Annotated in this window: 24 protein-coding genes; 14 read left to right on the top strand and 10 right to left on the bottom strand. The window is 62.7% G+C overall.

The features are described from left to right. Positions 1-337: 337 nt before the first annotated feature. From NIM87_RS03870 to NIM87_RS03880, 3 genes are all read right to left on the bottom strand, one after another. A complete protein-coding gene (locus NIM87_RS03870; protein ID WP_254673322.1) occupies positions 338-895 on the bottom strand; it encodes an HNH endonuclease in 558 nt (185 codons plus the stop codon). A gap of 89 nt (positions 896-984) precedes the next feature. After that, complete coding sequence (locus tag NIM87_RS03875) at positions 985-1,644, bottom strand: alpha/beta hydrolase (RefSeq protein WP_254673323.1); 660 nt, start codon at positions 1,642-1,644, stop codon at positions 985-987. Further along, positions 1,641-2,315, bottom strand: a complete 675-nt coding sequence (locus NIM87_RS03880; RefSeq protein ID WP_254673324.1) for a DNA-3-methyladenine glycosylase family protein — start codon at positions 2,313-2,315, stop codon at positions 1,641-1,643. Before NIM87_RS03880 ends, NIM87_RS03875 begins: the two co-directional genes overlap by 4 nt. A 20-nt stretch (positions 2,316-2,335) precedes the next feature. Here NIM87_RS03880 and gluQRS point away from each other — a divergent pair, with 20 nt between their 5' ends. Then, positions 2,336-3,181: a tRNA glutamyl-Q(34) synthetase GluQRS gene (gluQRS, locus tag NIM87_RS03885; RefSeq protein WP_254673325.1), complete on the top strand. Its 846-nt coding sequence runs from the start codon at positions 2,336-2,338 to the stop codon at positions 3,179-3,181. On the opposite strand, the gene NIM87_RS03890 is transcribed toward gluQRS, so the two are convergent. Both NIM87_RS03890 and NIM87_RS03895 read right to left on the bottom strand, forming a co-directional pair. Beyond that, positions 3,178-3,549, bottom strand: coding sequence for a DUF4260 domain-containing protein (locus NIM87_RS03890; RefSeq protein WP_254673326.1), 372 nt, complete (start codon positions 3,547-3,549; stop codon positions 3,178-3,180). The two genes, gluQRS and NIM87_RS03890, sit on opposite strands and share 4 nt — an antisense overlap. Before the next feature lie 21 nt (positions 3,550-3,570). Further along, the gene (locus NIM87_RS03895; protein WP_254673327.1) at positions 3,571-4,530 is read right to left on the bottom strand and encodes an NAD-dependent epimerase/dehydratase family protein; all 960 of its coding nucleotides are present in this window, start codon (positions 4,528-4,530) and stop codon (positions 3,571-3,573) included. Positions 4,531-4,673: 143 nt separating this feature from the next. On the opposite strand from NIM87_RS03895, the gene NIM87_RS03900 reads away from it, so the two are divergent. The 6 genes from NIM87_RS03900 (at position 4,674) to NIM87_RS03925 (ending at position 7,811) form a co-directional block, all read left to right on the top strand. Continuing rightward, on the top strand, positions 4,674-5,594 hold the full coding sequence (locus NIM87_RS03900; RefSeq protein WP_254673328.1) for a LysR family transcriptional regulator: 921 nt from the start codon (positions 4,674-4,676) through the stop codon (positions 5,592-5,594). Position 5,595: 1 nt separating this feature from the next. After that, positions 5,596-5,790, top strand: coding sequence for a twin transmembrane helix small protein (locus tag NIM87_RS03905; protein WP_254673329.1), 195 nt, complete (start codon positions 5,596-5,598; stop codon positions 5,788-5,790). Between the two features lie 27 nt (positions 5,791-5,817). After that, positions 5,818-6,414, top strand: coding sequence for a cob(I)yrinic acid a,c-diamide adenosyltransferase (locus tag NIM87_RS03910; RefSeq protein ID WP_254673330.1), 597 nt, complete (start codon positions 5,818-5,820; stop codon positions 6,412-6,414). A gap of 163 nt (positions 6,415-6,577) precedes the next feature. Next, positions 6,578-7,261, top strand: a complete 684-nt coding sequence (locus tag NIM87_RS03915) for a rhomboid family intramembrane serine protease (protein ID WP_254673331.1) — start codon at positions 6,578-6,580, stop codon at positions 7,259-7,261. A gap of 194 nt (positions 7,262-7,455) precedes the next feature. Then, positions 7,456-7,593, top strand: a complete 138-nt coding sequence (locus NIM87_RS03920) for a hypothetical protein (protein WP_254673332.1) — start codon at positions 7,456-7,458, stop codon at positions 7,591-7,593. A gap of 8 nt (positions 7,594-7,601) precedes the next feature. Further along, a complete protein-coding gene (locus NIM87_RS03925; protein WP_254673333.1) occupies positions 7,602-7,811 on the top strand; it encodes a hypothetical protein in 210 nt (69 codons plus the stop codon). A gap of 8 nt (positions 7,812-7,819) precedes the next feature. Here the strand turns inward: NIM87_RS03925 and NIM87_RS03930 are convergent, their stop codons facing one another. Next, on the bottom strand, positions 7,820-8,482 hold the full coding sequence (locus NIM87_RS03930) for a TlpA family protein disulfide reductase (protein WP_254673334.1): 663 nt from the start codon (positions 8,480-8,482) through the stop codon (positions 7,820-7,822). On the opposite strand from NIM87_RS03930, the gene argH reads away from it, so the two are divergent. The 3 genes from argH (at position 8,481) to lysA (ending at position 12,164) form a co-directional block, all read left to right on the top strand. Then, entirely contained in the window at positions 8,481-9,950 is a 1,470-nt protein-coding gene (gene argH / locus NIM87_RS03935) for an argininosuccinate lyase (RefSeq protein ID WP_254673335.1), read from the top strand. The genes NIM87_RS03930 and argH overlap by 2 nt on opposite strands. A gap of 61 nt (positions 9,951-10,011) precedes the next feature. Beyond that, a complete protein-coding gene (locus NIM87_RS03940) occupies positions 10,012-10,731 on the top strand; it encodes a gamma-glutamylcyclotransferase (protein WP_254673336.1) in 720 nt (239 codons plus the stop codon). A 173-nt stretch (positions 10,732-10,904) separates the two neighbouring features. Beyond that, on the top strand, positions 10,905-12,164 hold the full coding sequence (gene lysA / locus NIM87_RS03945; RefSeq protein ID WP_254673337.1) for a diaminopimelate decarboxylase: 1,260 nt from the start codon (positions 10,905-10,907) through the stop codon (positions 12,162-12,164). Positions 12,165-12,261: 97 nt separating this feature from the next. Here lysA and NIM87_RS03950 read toward each other — a convergent pair whose 3' ends face one another. From NIM87_RS03950 to NIM87_RS03960, 3 genes are all read right to left on the bottom strand, one after another. Further along, a complete protein-coding gene (locus tag NIM87_RS03950; protein ID WP_254673338.1) occupies positions 12,262-13,518 on the bottom strand; it encodes an invasion associated locus B family protein in 1,257 nt (418 codons plus the stop codon). A gap of 121 nt (positions 13,519-13,639) precedes the next feature. Further along, positions 13,640-14,047, bottom strand: coding sequence for a response regulator (locus tag NIM87_RS03955; RefSeq protein ID WP_254673339.1), 408 nt, complete (start codon positions 14,045-14,047; stop codon positions 13,640-13,642). A gap of 9 nt (positions 14,048-14,056) precedes the next feature. Beyond that, complete coding sequence (locus NIM87_RS03960; protein WP_254673340.1) at positions 14,057-15,028, bottom strand: DUF3426 domain-containing protein; 972 nt, start codon at positions 15,026-15,028, stop codon at positions 14,057-14,059. Between the two features lie 212 nt (positions 15,029-15,240). On the opposite strand from NIM87_RS03960, the gene NIM87_RS03965 reads away from it, so the two are divergent. The 4 genes from NIM87_RS03965 to NIM87_RS03980 all read left to right on the top strand — a co-directional run bounded on the left by NIM87_RS03965 (position 15,241) and on the right by NIM87_RS03980 (position 18,166). Continuing rightward, positions 15,241-15,903, top strand: coding sequence for a cell division ATP-binding protein FtsE (locus NIM87_RS03965; RefSeq protein ID WP_254673341.1), 663 nt, complete (start codon positions 15,241-15,243; stop codon positions 15,901-15,903). Then, positions 15,896-16,825, top strand: coding sequence for a cell division protein FtsX (locus NIM87_RS03970; RefSeq protein ID WP_254673342.1), 930 nt, complete (start codon positions 15,896-15,898; stop codon positions 16,823-16,825). Before NIM87_RS03965 ends, NIM87_RS03970 begins: the two co-directional genes overlap by 8 nt. Positions 16,826-16,894: 69 nt before the next feature. Continuing rightward, complete coding sequence (locus NIM87_RS03975; protein WP_254673343.1) at positions 16,895-17,707, top strand: lysophospholipid acyltransferase family protein; 813 nt, start codon at positions 16,895-16,897, stop codon at positions 17,705-17,707. A 117-nt stretch (positions 17,708-17,824) separates the two neighbouring features. After that, positions 17,825-18,166, top strand: coding sequence for a hypothetical protein (locus NIM87_RS03980; RefSeq protein WP_254673344.1), 342 nt, complete (start codon positions 17,825-17,827; stop codon positions 18,164-18,166). Here the strand turns inward: NIM87_RS03980 and NIM87_RS03985 are convergent. Next, positions 18,154-18,738 carry a gamma-glutamylcyclotransferase gene (locus NIM87_RS03985; protein WP_254673345.1) on the bottom strand — a complete coding sequence of 195 codons (585 nt, stop codon included), beginning with the start codon at positions 18,736-18,738 and terminating at the stop codon, positions 18,154-18,156. The two genes, NIM87_RS03980 and NIM87_RS03985, sit on opposite strands and share 13 nt — an antisense overlap. Positions 18,739-18,778 lie beyond the last annotated feature (40 nt).

The raw sequence follows: 18,778 nt of genomic DNA on the forward strand, positions 1-18,778 counted from the left end.
CATCCTGATTGACGCTGAGTCTCACCCTGTTTGACGCGCAGCAGCTAAGAACGCAAGTCGCGCAGATCGCGGGCGGGGTGAACGACCCGAACAATGCGAACGGTGGCAGCGGTGACTTGATAGAGGACGAGGTCGTTGTCGATGGGCATGCGGCGGTAGCCTTCGGGCCTCTCTATAGCTGCGGGTAAAGCGTGCTCTCTCTGGCCAGCGATCGGCAGGCAGCTTCCAGCTCTCGAGCGCCTCACCCAGCTCAGCACTGATCGCCATTCTTCCTGGTCGACAGAACCAATAATAGTTATTGGAGAACAACGCTGCCAGGGGGCCAGGCAAGCCGCCCTCAGGGCTCCAGTTCGATATCCCAGTAGAGATAGTCGAGCCAGCTCTGGTGCAGATGGTTGGGCGGAAAGGCCCGGCCATTGTTGTGCAGGTCGTGCACGCTGGGCGCATAGGGAGTCTGGTGCGGGAACATCCTGATCTCGCTCGGCATCCGATTGGCCTTCTTGAGATTGCAGGGCGCACAGGCAGCCACGACATTCTCCCACGTCGTCAACCCGCCCTTGGAGCGGGGAATGACATGGTCGAAGGTCAAATCATGGGTGCTGCCGCAATACTGGCACTGGAAGCGGTCGCGCAGGAACACATTGAAGCGCGTAAACGCCGGGTGGCGCGCCGGCTTCACGTAGTCGCGCAGGGAAACCACGCTCGGCAGCCGCATTTCAAAGCTGGGCGAATGGATGACCGTGTCGTAGTGGGAGACGATATTGACGCGGTCCAAGCACACCGCCTTGATCGCATCCTGCCAGGACCATAGCGACAGCGGATAGTAGCTGAGCGGCCGGAAGTCGGCGTTCAGTACAAGGGCGGGACAAGCCTCAGGCGACACATGGATAGTCACTTGAGTCTCCCGAAACGGGAATCGCGTAAGTCCATAGCCCCTTTATACTAAGCCCTTTGTGTCGGGCGTGTGAAGCGGGGGGACGAGGCTTATTTTCTCGCCAGTCCTTCAATGAAGCTGGTGGCAAACGCCAGCCCATCCGGGGCAATGCCATGGGCCACGCCGCGGCTGAGGTGAAAACGCACGTCATAACCCGCGTCACCAAGGGCCGTGTTCGCCTCGGCGCTCAGGTTGGGATCGACAACATCGTCCATGTCGCCATGGACGAGACAAATGGGCGGCTTGGCCAAGCCCGATCCACCGAACCCTTCGGGCGGCAGGAAGGCCCCCGAGAAACCGATGATCCCCATCAATCGCTGGCCCGCCGGCAGGGACGTGCCGACATGCAGCGCCATCATGGCGCCCTGGCTGAACCCGGCCAGAATGGTGCGATCCGGCGTCAGCCCGGTCTGGCTCCAAAGATCATTGAGAAAATCCACCAGCACCGGCCGCGTCCCGGTGACCCCGGTCTGGCGGCTGGCCAGCCGGTCGCCGCTCCAGTCAATGGCGAACCACTGATAGCCACCCATGCCGAGCGGTTCGGGCGCATTGGGCGAGACGAACAGCGCGCCCGGTAGCGCCTGCTGCCAATGCGGCGCCAATCCGATCAGGTCATTGCCATCGCTGCCATAGCCGTGCAGCAGCACGACGGCGGCGTCGGGAGCCTGTCCAGTGGCAGGGGGAAGCATAGGGCCGGAGAGCTTGGTCATAAAAGGCTGGAATCCCTTTGCTTGAGCGCCGCAAAATAGCGCCAGAACAGCAGCGCCGCCGCCGAACGGTGCGGTGACCAGTCCCGGGCCAGCCTGATCATGTCCTTGATCGTCGGGCGAGCGTCAAGGCCAAGCCCGTGATGCGCCGCCTTGAGCAGGGCCAGATCGCCCGCCGGGAAAATATCGGGATGGCCCGCGCAGAACAGCAGATAGACCTCGGCCGTCCAGGGCCCGATGCCCTTGAGCGCCACCAGCCGCGCAATCGCGTCCTCGGCGGGCAGCGCGTCGACATGGGCAAAATCGAGTTCACCCGCCGTAATGGCCTCCGCCACCACCCGCAGCGCCACGAACTTGCCGCGCGAAAAGCCCGAGCCGCGCACCACTTCTTCACTGAGTTCAAGATAGGTGCCCGGCTCCAGTGCCCCCGGCAATTGTTCAAACCGCCCCCAGATCGCCGCCGCGCTCGCCACCGACAATTGCTGCCCGCAAATGACCTTGGCCATGCCCGCAAAGCCCTTGGGGTTGACCCGCGGCAGCACCGGCCCGACCGTTTCCCACATCCTGCGCAATTGCGGCGCCAGGCCGGTGAGGGCATCCAGGTGCCATGCCACACCCTCAGCCGTGTCGATCCGTGGTGTTACCAAACCGTCCAAAATGCTATTGCCGTTCAAACTCAATCCCGTCTCGGTCCATGTCAAAACCCCTGCTTCGCTTTGCCCCCAGCCCTAATGGCCATCTGCATCTTGGCCACGCGCTCTCGGCGCTTGTCACCTGGAATGCAGCGCAAAGCCTGGGCGGCATCACCTTGCTGCGCATCGAAGACATCGACCAGAGCCGCTGTAAACCCGAATTTACCCAAGCTATTTTCGATGACCTCACCTGGCTTGGCCTCACCTGGCCGGAGCCGGTGCTGATCCAGTCCGAGCGGTTCGACCTTTATGCCGAGGCTGCCAACCGGCTCCGAGCCATGGACCTCATCTATCCCTGCTTCTGCTCCCGCACCGAAATCGCCGAAGCCTCTACCAGCGTCGACCCCGATGGCGCGCCACTCTATCCGGGCACCTGCCGGCACCTCTCCAACGCCACCCGCATCGCGCGGCTGGAGCGTGGCGACCCGGTGCAGTTCCGTCTCGATACCGAGGCCGCCTTGGCCCGCACCGGCATGCTGACCTTTACCGTCATCGGTCCAACGCTGCACGACCGCCCGCAGATCCGCCACGCCCGCCCCGAACGCTGGGGCGATGTGGTGCTGCAGCGCAAGGACACGCCCACCAGCTACCATCTCAGCGTCGTGGTGGACGACGCGGCCCAACACATCACCCATGTCACGCGCGGCCGCGACCTCGAGGCCGCCACCGATATTCACGTGTTGCTGCAAATGCTGCTCGGCCTGCCGACGCCGTTCTACCACTTCCACCGCCTGCTGCTGGGCGACGACGGCCAAAAGCTTGCCAAATCGAAAGGCTCGCAAAGTCTAAGCGACCTGCGAGCCCTTGGTTGGACACCCGATGACGTGCGCCGAGCGGTGGGATTCTAGGCTTTCCTGCCAATGCGTCCCAGATGGGTCTCCTGAAAGCTGGCGGCAGATTTGAGCCCATAGCCGAACATGCGATCAAAGCCGGAATGTGCGAGCCATAGCGCACCGAGCGCTAACAAAAGCGGCCAGCCCAGGACCGCGCCAATGGCAAGCAACACTGTGCCCAATGCGTAGACATGCAAGAGATTGTAGATCGCCGCCCCGATCCTCGGCCCCATGCCATAGCCGAGAAAGCTCAGGTCCGGCGCAAAGAACACCAACACCGCCGCCCACCACGGCAAATCTGCCCCACTCCACCAGACCAGCACCAGCCCGGCTCCGAACACCAGCGCGCCTTCGGCCCGCTGCCATACAATAACGTCCTTCATTGCCGTCACCCCCATGCCCGCTCAGGCTGCCTTGCGTGTTGGCAGCTTGGCCGCAGCCAGCTCCTCGACTGTCGCCTTCACCGCATCCTCGAAGGGCGTTTGGAACCCCGCGCCCAGCAGCGCATCGAGCCGCGGATCGACCAGCTCCATCTCATTGTCCCAGAGATAGCGCATACGGAAAATGTCCCGCATCATCGGATTGACGAGGCCAACCGCGCCCAGCATCCACCAGGCCAGCGGCGCGACCTTAAGGCGCCGGCCCAACCCTGACTGGATCGCTGCCATCATCTGCCCATGGGACACCCAATAACCGGCAAAGTGGAAATTTTCGAACGGCGCCAAACCCTCGCGCTGTTCCGCAACCGCTGCAAAGGCGCGCGCCAAATCCGGCAGATAGGCCCAGCTGTGGCGCAATTTGAGGTCGCCCAGGTGATAGACCCGGCTCTTGTCCATATCCATCAGCATGGCCTGCTCGAACCATTCGCCGCGATTGCCCGGCCCGAAGAAATCGCCGGCGCGAAGGATGATCACCCTGATGCGCCCCGAAGCCGCGGCCTCCTCCAGCATCTGTTCGAGCCGGATGCGGATTTCCCCGCGCGGCTTCTCGCCGCTCTGGCGCAATCCGGGTGACACAGTCCGGTCACCAGCGCGATAATTGTAGATGGTGCCGGGAAACAGCAGTGTCTTGCCCGAATTACCCATGGCGTCGAGCACCACCTGCAATTGCCGTTCGGCAGCGCCATTGCCCCATTTGTCATAAGGCAGGTGCAGGCCGTGAACCACCACCTCGGCATCGGCAATCGCCGCCTTTACCACCGCCACATCGTCGGCATCGCCGCCGACAAACCGGGTGCCTCCGACCGGCCTGCGATTGGTCCGCCCCAGCCCAGTCACCACCCAGCCCGCATCGCGAAAGGCGATTGTCGCCGCATTGCCGATATGGCCATTACTGCCCAGAATTGTCACTTTGCCCTTGGTCATTTCAAGCTCCATTTACCTCTTCTCCGCGTGATCTCTCGGAAAACCGGCGTCCACTTTTCCCGATCACGCTCTTGCTGGAACGCAAGGTCGTCGATACACAGATGAATATCGATTGGCTGTTTTTCTGGGTTTGACATTCAAAAATGAATAGAGAGCCGGACTGGGCGCTGTGGCGCAGCTTTGCCGCCGTCATCAGCGAAGGCTCGCTCTCAGGCGCCGCCCGCAGCCTGGGCCTCAGCCAGCCCACTGTCGGGCGCCATATCGAAACGCTTGAGGCCGACCTCGGCCTCACCCTCTTCGAGCGTAGCCTCACCGGCCTCAAACCCAACCCGACCGCCCTGCGCCTCCATGACCCCGTCCGGGCGGCGCAGGCGGCACTGGCCGAGGCTGCAATCCTGGCGGCTGGAGCGCAGGACGATGGCGCCGGCACCGTGCGCATCACCGCCAGCACCATGATTTCAAACTATGTCCTGCCCGAAATCCTCGCCAGTGTGCGCTCGCTTCACCCCCGCATTGCCATCGAGACGGCGCCCTCCGATTCGGCCGAAAACCTCCTGATGCGCGAGGCGGACATTGCCATTCGCATGTTCCGCCCCACCCAGCTCGAATTGGTGACGCGACACCTTGGGGATATCGCGCTGGTCCCGGTGGCCCATGAGCGCTATCTGGCGCGACGCGGGCGCCCCACGACCCTGGACGAGCTCTGGCAGCACGACTTGATCGGCTTTGACCGCTCCGACGCCATCATCGCCCATGCCCGCACACTGGGGTTCACCATCTCCCGCGACCATTTCGTCCTGCGCTCCGACGACCAGACGCACCTCTGGGAATTGATCCGGGCAGGTCTTGGCATTGGCTTCGGGCAGGAGAACCTGGCGCGGCGCACGCCCGGCCTCGCCGTCCTGCCGCTCGACCTCGCCGTTCCCCCGCTGCCGGTCTGGCTGACAACGCACAGGGAATTGTTCACCTCGCATCGAATTCGTGCCATCTATGATGCTGTGGCGGAGGGCCTCATCGCCTATATGAGCAGCGAACCCCTCGCTCCTTCCATTCGACAAGGCTGATATGCAGACCCTTTTCAATATCGGCATCGCCCTGGCGCTGCTTTTCGTCGTTATCGTGCTTGGCATGGGCCTTTGGAACATGCTCAAGGGCGGCCCCGGCAATACCAGCCAGCGGCTGATGCGCCTGCGCGTCATCGGCCAGGCCGTTGCGCTCGTGCTGCTGCTCGGTGCGCTATTCCTCTTCGGCCGCGGCTAGCACCGACGCTTTTGATCTGGGGCTGATATGGTCAAACTCAACGTCATCTACACCCGCACCGGCGACGGGGGCACCACGGGCCTGGTGCGCGGACCGCGCCGAGCCAAGCATGACCTGCGTATCGAAGCCTATGGTACCACCGAGGAGGCCAATGCCTTCGTCGGCCAGGCACGGCTTTCAGCCTCCACTCAGCCCCGCATCGACGCGGTGTTGGCGCGCATTCAGAACGATCTTTTCGATGTTGGCTCGGATCTGGCAACACCGGGCGCTGACGATCCCCAGGCCGAATACCCAAGCCTGCGGGTGCGCCCGATCCAGACCGAATGGCTCGAAAAGCAGATCGATCATTTCAATGCCGATCTGGCCCCCCTCACCAGCTTCATCCTGCCCGGTGGCACGCCGCTGTCAGCGGCCATCCACATTGCCAGAACGGTCACGCGGCGGGCCGAACGGCTGGTGGCGGGGCTGATCGAGGTCGAGCCCGAAACCAGTCCCGAAGCCCTACGCTATCTCAATCGCCTCTCGGACCTGTTGTTCGTGCTGGGTCGCGTCGCCAATGCCGGCGGCACCAAGGATGTCTTGTGGGTCCCCGGCAATTATGGTGACCTCAAAAAAGGCGAATAGGGCTCGGCTCAATCAACACAGGACGTCACCCTCGGGCCTGACCCGAGGGGTCTTCACTTGCTGATCGTCCGGCAAGTACAGTGCCCTCGGGTCAGGCCCGAGGGTGACGAGCGGTGGTGGGCAGCGATGAAGCCATCAATAGGACAGGGGTGAAAAGACAAAAATGTTCCTGCCCCTGCATGACAGCAACCCCATCCGCCATGTCCACTTTCCCTACGTCAACTATGGGCTCATCGGGATCACAATTCTGGTCTTTCTTGTCCAGGCCGCCTTGCCGCCTTCGGCATTTGACGCAGCGACCATCAATTTCGGCATGATCCCCATCGTCGTGCGCGATCTCTATCCGCAGCCGGTCGCCTGGCTGCCCGATTGGGCCAACCTTGTGACCTACGCGTTTCTCCATGCCGACTGGCTGCACCTACTGACCAACATGCTGTTCCTCTGGGTGTTTGGCGACAATATCGAGGACGCGCTCGGTCACGCGAAATATCTGGTGTTCTATCTGGCCTGCGCCGTGTTCGCGGCGCTGGCACACCTGTTGTTCAACCTTGAGGGCAATGGCCCGCTGATCGGCGCTTCGGGCGCCGTGGCCGGGGTCATGGGCGCCTATATCGTGCTCTATCCCCATGCCCGTGTCTTCGTATTAGCTCGCATCGTCTGGCTGATCCCCCTGCCGGTGCCAGCCTTCTGGATGCTCGGCTTCTGGATTGCGACCCAGCTCTTTTACGTCGTCATCGGCTCTGACGAGCCGGTCGCCTGGTGGGCGCATCTGGGTGGCTTTGCTGCCGGGCTGGCGCTTGCACCGCTGCTGAAGCGCCACAACGTGCCGCTCTGGGGCGGGCGATAGAGCGCTTCTGGCAAAAGTGGCCACGGTTTTGCGGTTCGGAAGTGCGACCAAAAAAAGCGACAATTTTCGCAAAATGCGGCGCACCGGCCAAGCTTATGTTAACCCGGCTTAACTAGTGTGAGGTGAGCTTCAACCCGATTGGACCCGCCGTGAACTCCGACCTTTCCACGAATTTGCTGACAGCCCGCACGGCGATGACGCAGAATTCCGTGCAGGTCGCTGTGTTCAAAAAGGCCCATGAAATGGAAGCTAACCTGCTCAATTCATTAATGCAGACCGCCCTCAGCGCCCCGCCTCCGGGACAGGGCCTCAAGGTCGACAAGCAGGCCTGAGCCGCACCATGGGATCGGGCACTGGCATTTCCCCTTCCGTGATGATCAACCGCATGGTGCACCGGTCCGGTGTGCCCCAAGCCGGTCACCTGCTCGAAGTCGCACGTCTGCGCGGCGAAATGGCTAAGGCGCTTTCCGACAATGCCGCATCGCCCCTGCCCACCACAAAACCCGCCGAGGCCCCGATCAATGGCGCCGAAGTGGACTTGCTGATCTAGGACTGGTCCTAACCCCGCAAGCCGATCAGCGCTTCGATAACGGCCCTGCCATCATCGCTGTGCCACTCCGCCGGGCCCTGCAGCACCGCCAGCTCGCACCCTTCTGGATCGAGCAGCAGCGTTGCCGGCAAGCCAATAGCCACGGCCTCGCGCTTGAGCCGTTCAAAGGCGGCAAATGTGTTGTCGGCAAAAAGTGGCAGGTTGGCGAACTGTCCTTCATCAAGGAATGCCTGCGCCTTTTCGAGCCCGCTGGCGCCGATATCGAGATTGATCGGCAGCACCATGAATTTTTCCGAATTAAACTCTGTCGCAATGGCGTCGAGCGCCGGCATTTCCTCACGACAGGGCACGCACCAGCTGGCCCAGAAATTGACCAGCAGCGCCTTGCCGGCAAAATCGGCAACGCTCATCTGGGTGCCCGCGGCGTCCTTGAACGCCATGTCCGAATAGCCGCGCCCTTCGCCGGTGCCGTTGAGCGCCGCCAATTCCCCCACCGCCGCCGCATCGATGATCTGCGCTGCCGCGGCCTGCACTGGACATTCATTGGCGGTGCCGGCATTGCCCAGCATCAGCCATGCCGCTATAGACCCAGCAACAACGACCACCCCCGCCGCGACGGGCAAAGCCCAGGCTAGCGCGGATCGGGGACCGACAAGGCGGGTATTTGGCATGGTGTCTCCAGACAAGGCTCTCAGCAACAAGATGTGGGGCGGTCGCTTCGCCGAGGCGCCCGATGCCATCATGGAGGAAATCAACGCCTCCATCGGCTTCGACCAGCGCCTGTTCCGCCAGGATATTGCCGGATCGAAGGCCCATGCGACAATGCTTGCCGCGACGGGCATTCTGACGCAGACCGACCGCGATGCCATCCTAGCCGGTCTAGACGAGGTGCTGGCCGAAATCGAGAGCGGCCAGTTCAAATTCTCGCGGGCGCTCGAAGACATCCATATGAATGTCGAAAGCCGGCTACGCGAAAAGATCGGCGATGCCGCGGGGCGCCTCCACACCGCCCGCTCGCGCAATGACCAGGTCGCCACCGATTTCCGCCTCTATGTCCGCGACTACATCGATACGCTGGTCGGCCAGATCCGCGGCCTGCAACTGGGTTTGGTCGCCCGGGCCGAGGACGAAGCCGAAACCATCCTGCCCGGCTTTACCCATTTGCAGAACGCCCAGCCGATCACCTTCGGCCACCACCTGCTCGCCTATGTCGAAATGCTCGGCCGCGACGCCGGACGGCTCGAGGATGCGCGCAAGCGCCTCAACGAAAATCCGCTCGGCTCAGCGGCGCTCGCCGGAACGCCCTATCCCATCGACCGCGATATGACCGCCCAGGCATTGGGCTTTGACCGCCCGACCGCCAATTCGCTCGATGCCGTGTCGGATCGCGACTTCATCCTCGAAACCCTCGCCGCGGCCTCCATCTGCGCCATGCACCTTTCGCGCTTTGCCGAGGAAATGGTGATCTGGTCGTCGGCCCAGTTCGGTTTCGTGCGCCTCTCGGACAAGTTCACGACCGGCTCCTCGATCATGCCGCAGAAGCGCAATCCCGATGCCGCCGAACTGGTCCGCGCCAAGATCGGCCGCATTTTGGGCGCTCTCAACGCGCTTCTGGTGGTGATGAAGGGCCTGCCGCTCGCCTATTCCAAGGACATGCAGGAAGACAAGGAAGTCGCGTTCGACGCCCTCGATGCACTCTCGCTGTCGCTGGCGGCCATGACCGGCATGGTGGCCGACATGGTTCCCAATCGCGAGCGCATGCATGCTTCGGCCTCGGCTGGCTTCTCGACCGCCACCGACGTTGCCGACTGGTTGGTTCGGGAGTTGAACATTCCCTTCCGCGACGCCCACCACATCACCGGCCAAGTGGTATCGCTGGCCGAACAAAAGGGCTGTGGGCTCGAAGGCCTCACCATCGAGGATTTCAAGCTGATCGATCACCGCATCGATAGCCGCATCCACAAGGTGCTGACTGTCGAGGCCTCGGTCGCTGCCCGCGCCTCTTATGGTGGCACCGCCCCGGCCAATGTTCTGGCCCAGGCCGCGCGCTGGAAATCCGAACTGACCGGCGAGCACCATGAACCCCGCGCCCTGAAAGCGAAAAAGCATGGCGGCCATGGCGACGGCGGGATTGCCTAGACCGAGCGAATGAGTCACCGTTGCTCCCGCCCCTTGAATGCAAGGGATGACGGAGCAAAACGTGTCGAAACACCGCCGGCAGATGCGCCTGACTGCGCGTCATGTCGCCTATCTTCAGCCCGAAGAAGTCGTCGAGGCCATGCCCGCACCCCCACCGGGCATGCGCGAAGCCTCACCGGACGATCACGCCGCCACCATTCAGACCCTGTTTGGCGGTCCCGACGAGCGCGATGAAACCTGGGTTTTTGCCTATGGTTCGCTGATCTGGAAGCCCGCCTGCGACTTCGTCGAAATGCGCACCGGTCTGCTGCACGGCTGGCACCGCGCCTTCTGCCTCGGGTGGAACACCCGCTTTCGCGGCAGCGACGCCAATCCGGGGCTGATGCTGGCGCTGGACCGCGGCGGCGCCTGCAAGGGCGCGCTCTATCGCCTGCCAGCCGACCGGCGCGACGAATGCCTCATCAAGCTGTTCGAGCGCGAAATGGGCTGGATTCCCACCGCTTTTCCACCGCGCTGGGTGACGGTGCGCGCCGGTGAGCGACAGATCCGCGCCCTCACTTTCTGCATCGACCGCCTGTCGGGCCGCTATGTCTCAGGCCTCAGCGAGCCCGAAATTGCCGATGTCCTCGCCAAGGCTTCGGGCACGCGCGGCTCCATGGCCGAATATTTGTTCGCAACGGTCGAGCATCTCGAACAAATGGGCGTCCACGACCCCCATCTCTGGCGGCTCCAGCACCTGGTCGCCGAACGCATCGAAGCCGCTTATGAGGCAGATCGATAAGTCTGGCTTTCGTTTTCGGGTGGTCTGCCGTAGAGAACGCGGGACTCCCCTTCTCCCCTTGCCGGAGAAGGTGGCGCGCAGCGCCGGATGAGGGGTCTATGACGTAAAGGCAAACCCCTCACCCGCCCTTCGGGCACCCTCTCCCGCAAGGGGTGAGCGGCAGGAACGGAAAAATGGTCCACCACTTCCAGCATCGCGACGGCACTCTTTATGCCGAGGACGTCAATCTCAATGATCTGGCGCGTGAGGTCGGGACGCCCTTCTACGTCTATTCCAGCGCCACCCTGCGCCGCCACGTCCACGTTGTGGGCGAGGCCTTTGAGGGCATCCCCACGCTTATGGCCTATGCCATGAAGGCCAATTCCAACCAGGCCGTCCTCAAGCTCATGGCCGCAGAGGGCTGTGGCGCCGACGTGGTCTCCTTGGGCGAGCTGGAACGAGCTCTGGCTGCCGGCATCGCCCCCGAAAAGATCGTCTTTTCCGGCGTCGCCAAGACCGTGGCCGAAATGCGCCGGGGCCTTGCCGTCGGCATCAAGTGTTTCAACGTTGAAAGCGAGCCCGAACTCGAGCGCCTTTCGATGATTGCCGCTGACATGGGCCTTACCGCCCGCGTCTCGGTGCGCATCAATCCCGATGTGGACGCGCGCACCCATGCCAAGATTTCCACCGGCAAGTCCGAGAACAAGTTCGGCATCCCCTATAAGCGCGCCCGTGAGGTCTATGCCCGCATCGCCGAACTGCCCAATGTCGTGGCCGTTGGTGTCGATATGCATATCGGCAGCCAGATCACCGATCTTGAACCCTTCGGCAATGCTTTCGGGCTGATGGCCGAACTGGTCAAGGCGCTGCGGGCCGATGGCCATGCCATCGAACATGTCGATATCGGCGGTGGTCTGGGCATCCCCTATCATCACGATCAGGAAGCTCCGCCCCACCCGGAGGCCTATGCCGCCGTCGTGCGCGACAAGGTCGGCCAACTGGGGTGCTCGCTTGTCATCGAGCCGGGGCGTCTGCTCGTGGGCAATGCTGGCATTCTGGTCACCAAGGTCGAATATGTGAAGCGCGGCGAGGCCGATTTCATCATCGTCGACGCCGCCATGAACGACCTGATCCGCCCCACCCTTTATGAGGCGCATCACGACATCGAGCCGGTCAACCACTCCAATCTCGCCCCGATCACCGGCGACATCGTCGGCCCGGTCTGCGAAACCGGGGATTACCTGGCCAAGGGCCGCACCATTGCCGGGGTCGAAGAGGGCGACCTGCTTGCCGTGATGAGCGCCGGCGCTTATGGCGCGGTCATGGCCTCGACCTATAACTCGCGCCCACTGATCCCCGAGGTCCTGGTCGACGGCAGTCGTTGGCACGTCATCCGGCCGCGCAAGTCGCTGGACGAACTGCTTGCGCTCGACAGCGTGCCAGACTGGGTTTGATCCCTCATCCCTCTCCCCGTGGGCAGAGGGATGGTCCGGCACCCGGTTCGCACGGGACTGGGTTCAGCTCAGGGCGATCAGCTCCAGAGCATGAAGGTCAGTCCTCCTCGATCAGCGCCTTCAATCCGGCCATCTCGAACGTCGCGGTGAACTCCTCATCATCAAGACCCACAAATTCGATGGATACTTCGTTGTCATTGACGACTAGGTCATAGAACTCCTCGTTCAACTGGACCTGCGCCGAGCAGAAGGCGGAATCGCAGATAATGTAGTTGATGCGATTGGCTTGATCGTCGCCGTAGCGAAAAATCATGCCGCCCGAGAGTCTCATGCCATTCGGCGCGCTGGCGACCAGCAAGGCCGGCTTGTCCTTCGAAAGACGCAGAAGCAGCTTGGCCGGAACGTCCTTTGGACTGCCGGAGGTCGTGGAGAGGTAGATGCACGTATCGCCCTCGCAACGCTCCTGCCAATCGTGCGCTGTCGGCATGTCGACGCCGGCGGGCGTGGCGGCGTTGACCTCCACCGTCGTCCCCGGACCGTCGAAACCCCGTGTAAATCCATCGAGACCAAAGCTCAGCGACTGCGGCTGATTAGAGCGATCGCGCGTGGCAATCACCACTTGGTTGCCACGCTTGAAGGTACCGATGCCTTGTCCGCTCGCCATGGCCTGGATCACGCACCACGCCGCCTGACAATAGTGATACTGAACTTTGAACGCTTCCCGCTGGTCGATCTGCCAGCTCGTCGGTTCATGTACGAGGCCACCATTAGGCACGCGCGCCTGAACCACATATTCATCGGAGGCGCTCAGGCTGCGCAGCACCAAACTGGCCTTGATAGCGCCGTCTCCATCGACGAAATCGCGCCGGACAATGCAGAGCGCATCATCGCTGGCGAGACAAAAGCGGGTCCACTCCGTGACAGGGTCGTCGGGACCCCACCAGGTCTCGACGCCCGTTGGCACGAAACCCTTGGTCCTGGGCATCAACTCAGCCACCTCGAAACCGTAGGTGCCGCTCCTCTCGCTCGGGGACTCGTCGCAGACGGTGAAATCCGCTGCCCCCTTGGCCGGGAGCCACGTGCCTGTCGGATCCGTCACGCACCAACGCACCAGTGGATCCCTGGTCAGAATGTCCTCATCGACGCGAATGGCATATTGGCGCTGGCCATTGATGATCTCGGTGATACTGGCCGTCTCGGAGAATATCTCTGAGCCGGATCGGCCATAGCCGCGGAACTCCAACTCCAATCCGGACGGCCCCGGCACAGCCAAGGCAAAATTATCGGCAAGGGCGCCCGTCACCATGCCTAGTAAGACAGTCGCAAAAACAGGGATTGTCGCAATTCGTTTCATGGCGCCCCTCCTAGCCGAAACAGGACTAGGCACTATTCTTGGAACAGACTCAAGTCATCAAGGAATACTGAGCCATACAGGCCGGATTACTGCGCGATAGACTTTGCGACCCGGCTCCCTGCTACTGCACACCCCGCCGCGCCAGGGACACCACTTCCACCGGCCGGCCTTCAAGTGCGTCGTCTACCTTGGACAGCAGGTCCGCCAGGGTAAAGGGCTTGGCGATGACATCATAGATCAGCGCATCCAGCCCATGGGCGCGTTCGCGCTGATCGGCAAAGCCGGTCATCATGAGGATGGTCACCGACGGATAGGCGGCTCCGACATGCAGGGCCAGCGCAATGCCATCCATGACCGGCATCTTGATATCGGTCAGCAGCAGGTCGAACCGCCCGGCCTCGGCGTCGACTGTTTCGGCGGCAAGGCCACCGTCTTCCTCGGCCACCACCTCATGCCCCTTCATGGTGAGGGCGCTGACGACAAAGGCGCGGACCGACGGATCGTCTTCGGCAATGAGGATGCGAGCCATGGCGCTCTCCTAATGGTGTTCGCTGGCTGCTGGCGCCGGCGCATGGTCCGGTTCGGCGGCCTGGTCATGATTGTCGGCTGCTGGCGCCGTGTGAATTGTTTCTTCCGGCACGGCAAGGGCTTCCACCATGCCCGGCTGCGATGTGTCCGCAGGGTTGGCAGCGCCCGCGCTGCGCTCGCCCGAATTGAAGCCCTGGCCGGCAAAGCTCAAGCGTACGCGCACCGCCTCGCTGGGCGGCAACGACAGCCTCGTGTCAAAGGTTGCACGCTCGCCCGCCATCAGGTCACGGACGCGGGGGGTGACGCTCCACTCATAGACGGCGTGTCCACTGGCATCGAGGAGGCTGATCACAACCGGCGGCACCCCCACCGGCTTTGCCGACTTGCCGACAATCTGCGCGGAAACCGTCAACACGTCATTGCCGCCCGAGAGCGCTTTGAGCGTTTCTAGATTGGTGAAGTCCAGCCCGACCACATTGACGCCCAGGCCAACCGCTTCGTAAAGCCCTGCCAGGTCCGGGTAGCGCTCGACGATCGGGACGCGGCCGAAATAGGCGCCTCCCACCAGCCCGATGAGGATCACCACACCGGCAAAACGCGCCGCGCGCCGCAGCCGGGCCAGCGGCAGGCTGGAGCTCATGGCATTCTGCCGCCGCTTGAAGGCGACCTGCCGTTTTTGCAGTTCGGCCGCGTCCACATTGGGCAAGGGCCGGGTCTGGCTAGCGCCCGCTGCCGCAACGGCACTCGCCTCGGCTGTCATGGCCTCGTCCAATGCGTCTTCCGCCATGGCGTCGAACAATTGATCGGCTCGCCCGGTGTCCCCGATATCGGCCGTTTTCGTTCCCGGCCTTGGCGCCGGCGGCGTCGGGTCCTGGTCCCAGTCCTTGTGACAATGGGCACACTGCACCTTGCGACGGACCGACCCGATAACCTCATAGGTCACCTGGTACTTGGTCTGGCAATGCGGGCAGGTGATGATCATCAGGCGGTACGCAATCCCGGAATGGTTTTCGACCCTATCCCCTGCGGGGTTAAAACTCCTCAAACCCCCGCCATGACCAAAATTGTGCCGCTTTCCCACGGCCAAAGACCTGGCCTATGCCGCCGGGAACCCTCGGCACTGCTATGATGCGGCCAAGGCTGATTCGCATTGATGCCGCCAAAGCCACCGGATGAGCTGGGGAGCGCCCGTTCTTGATCGAGTTTTCCGACGTGGGCCTGCGCTACGGCAATGGCCCCGAGATCCTCAAAGATCTGAGTTTTTCCATCGAGCCCGGCTCGTTTCACTTCCTGACCGGTCCGTCCGGTTCGGGAAAGACCAGCCTGCTGCGCCTGCTGTTGCTCTCGATCAAGCCCAGCCGCGGCCGAGTGACCATGTTCGGGGAGGACGTGGGCAATCTCAACCAGGATGGCCTGCTGCAAATGCGCCGCCACATTGGCATCGTATTCCAGGAATTCCGCCTGCTCGACCACCTGACCACCTTCGAGAACGTCGCCCTGCCGCTGCGCGTCTTGGGACAGCCGGAAAGCGAGTATCGCCCCAATGTCACCGAGCTGCTCGAATGGGTGGGCCTGGGCGAGCGCATGCATGCGCTGCCGACCCTGCTTTCGGGCGGCGAAAAGCAGCGCGCCGCCATTGCCCGCGCCGTCATCGCCCGCCCCAAGGTGCTGCTGGCCGATGAGCCCACCGGCAATGTGGACCCGGATCTGTCGAGCCGGCTGGTGCATCTGTTTGCCGAGCTTAACCGCACGCTGGGCATGACCATTATCCTGGCCACTCATGAATTGCCGCTGCTCGACCGCTTCTCCTATCCGCGCATGGTGCTCAACAAGGGGGAGTTGACCATCCATGATTAGGCAATTGCTCGCCCTGCTGCCCCGACGGGGCGGCGCCGCGCCCATCGTGCCGGAAAAAAGCGTCGCCGGCCGCACCCTGCTGCTACTCATCACCATTATGGCCTTCCTTTCGGCGGTGACGCTGGGCGGGGTGGTGCTGGTGCAGAAATCAGCCATTGCCTGGTCGGCCGATGTCGGACGTGAATTGACCATCCAGCTCCGCCCGGTCGAAGGCGAGGTGATGGAGAGCAATCTGCGCACCGCCGTCTCGCTGGCCCAGTCGACGCCCGGCGTCGGCGCCGCCCGCGCCCTCACCGTCGAGGAAAGCCAGGCCCTGCTCGAACCCTGGCTTGGCGCCGGGCTCGACCTCTCGGCCATCGCCATTCCACGCCTCGTCGTGGTTCAGCTTTCCGACCCGGCCGAGGCCGACGTCGAGCAGTTGCAGCGCAATCTGCAGGCGATCAAGGGCGCCAGCCTTGATACCCATGCCGCCTGGCGGCAACAGCTCAACACCATGGCCGGCACGGTGGTGCTGTCGGGTCTTTTGGTGCTCGGGCTGATCGGTGTTGCGACGGTCCTTGCTATTGTCTTTGCCACGCGCGGCGCCATGGCCAGCAATCGTGAAATCGTCGACGTGCTGCATTTCATCGGCGCCTCCAACAAGTTCATTGCCGGCGAGTTTCAGGGACGGTTTCTCTCCATTGGCCTGCAGGGTGGGTTCCTCGGAGCCCTCCTGGCCATCCTGTTCTTTGTGCTGATCGGCACCGCGGCAGGCAGCGTGCTGCCCAGCGAGGCGACGGCGCAGGTCGGTGTCTTGTTCGGCCAGTTCCTGCTCGGCCTTGATGGCATGACCATCATACTCGCCGTAGTTCCGGTAATTGCCGTCCTGACGGCGGTCACCTCACGGGTCACCGTGCGCCGCTATCTCAGCGAGGCCTCGTGAGGCATTTGTCTCGCCAAGCCGTTCTTGCGCCGCTATGAGAGACCTCGTCTTGCCAGACCGGGAGGGATGATGTCGTTCAAGGCCGCCATTCAGGCAATCCGCACTGCGCTGTTCTATGTGGTCTTTATTGGCCAAACGGCGATCCTGGCCATTGTGGCTGGAACAATTGGCCTTCTATTCGGCACGACGCCGTTCGCGCAGGCGCTCTCGCGCTACTGGTGCCGGTCCAATATTGCCTTCCTGCGGGTGCTGACCGGGGTGAAAACCCAGGTCGATGGCGACGAGAACATCCCGCCCGGCGGCTGCATCATTGCCTCAAAGCATCAGTCCGACTGGGACATCTTCGCGATTTTTCCGCATGCGGGGCGCCCATCTTTCATCGCCAAAAAGGAATTGATGAATATTCCCTTCTTCGGCTGGGCAGCACGCTCGCTCGATTGCATCGAAATCGACCGCAAGCGCGGCGCGCAAGCTATTCCCGAGATGATCAAGCAGGCGCGCGCCTCCATTGACCGAGGCTGCCGCCTCATCATCTATCCCGAAGGCACGCGCCGTCCCGCGCTGGCACCGCCCGACTATCGCCAAGGCATTGTGCGGCTCTATACCGAGCTAAATGTGCCCGTGGTGCCCGTGGCCCTCAATTCCGGGCTGTTCTGGGGTCGCAATGCCAAGGTGATCTGGCCCGGCACCGCCCGCGCGCGTTTCCTGCCGCCCATCGAACCAGGGCTCAGCCCCGATGTGTTCATGCAGCGGCTTCGCGAGGCCATCGAAACCGAATCGAACCACCTCTCGCTTGAAGCGATTGATCAGGGCATTGGTCAGCCCCTGGACGATCGTCTCAAGTCCCGCGTCGCTGAGCTTCGCGCTGGCACCAACCACTAGATATTGACCAAAACTACGAACGCATCCATAGATGTAGCGTCACGCCCTGGGAGGGGTTGACGGTCGTTAGAATTTGTTCTAATTTTGTTCTTCTTCTGGGACGCAGGGGAACGGGAAATGGTGCCTCGAACTAGTCTTCCGCGCGGCGATGCGCACAGGCCGGCTCTGTCGCATTGGCAGGGTCAGTCGGGGCGTGACTATGGCTTGAGCGCCGAGCGCCTCGATAGCTTCGCCATGACCGAAACCGACCTCTATCTGATCGCCCAGGGCAATCATGTGCTCTGGGTCGGTTCGACCGAAGATCTTGTTGCCGACCCGATGAGCCGCACCCGGTTCCGCCTGGCGCTCGATTGCGCCACCAATGTCTTCCGCCTGCCCGCACCCGAGCACCGGCTTTCGACCATCTGGGATCTGGAACAAGCCGTTCCGGCGCCTGCTCTGGTGGCTCAGGCCGCCTGACCCGTCCCCTCTCCCTCAACGCCTTCCGCCTGCAACTGGCGGGCCAGCGCCATCAGGGCCCTGTCACGAATACCCAATTTCGCCAAATGCCGCGCGGTATTGAGCACATAGTCGACATTGCGGCCGGAAATGCCGACCCCGGCGCGGATCATCGCCAATTGTTGTTCGATGCTGAGCTGCCCGGCAAACTGCTCATGCGCCTCATCGACCACATAGGTCAGCGCCTGCACCCGCCGACCGTCGGCCAGATGCACAGGCCGCCATACATCACGATAGACGGCAGTAACCAGTTCGCGCCCGTCAAGATAGGCTCGCACCTCGGCCCAGACCGGGGCTTCCACCTCGAACACCATGCCTCGACAGGACCCGCCCCGCGTCAAGCCAAAGACCAGGCCCGGCGCCTCGCGCGTGCCGCGATGATAGTGCGAAATGATCGAGAGCGAGCGATGCGCGCCCCGCAATAGCCCCAGTTGAGCGCTGAGAAAAGAAAACCCGGGATTCCAGATCAGCGAGCCGTAGCCGAACACAAAACGCTTATCCTGCCCTCTATCGATGTCTGTTTCGTTCGCCATAGCACGACCACTTTCTCGTTTAGTCTAGCCGCCTTCTCCG

The organism is Devosia ureilytica (assembly GCF_024273195.1).
GTDB classification, from domain to species: domain Bacteria; phylum Pseudomonadota; class Alphaproteobacteria; order Rhizobiales; family Devosiaceae; genus Devosia; species Devosia ureilytica.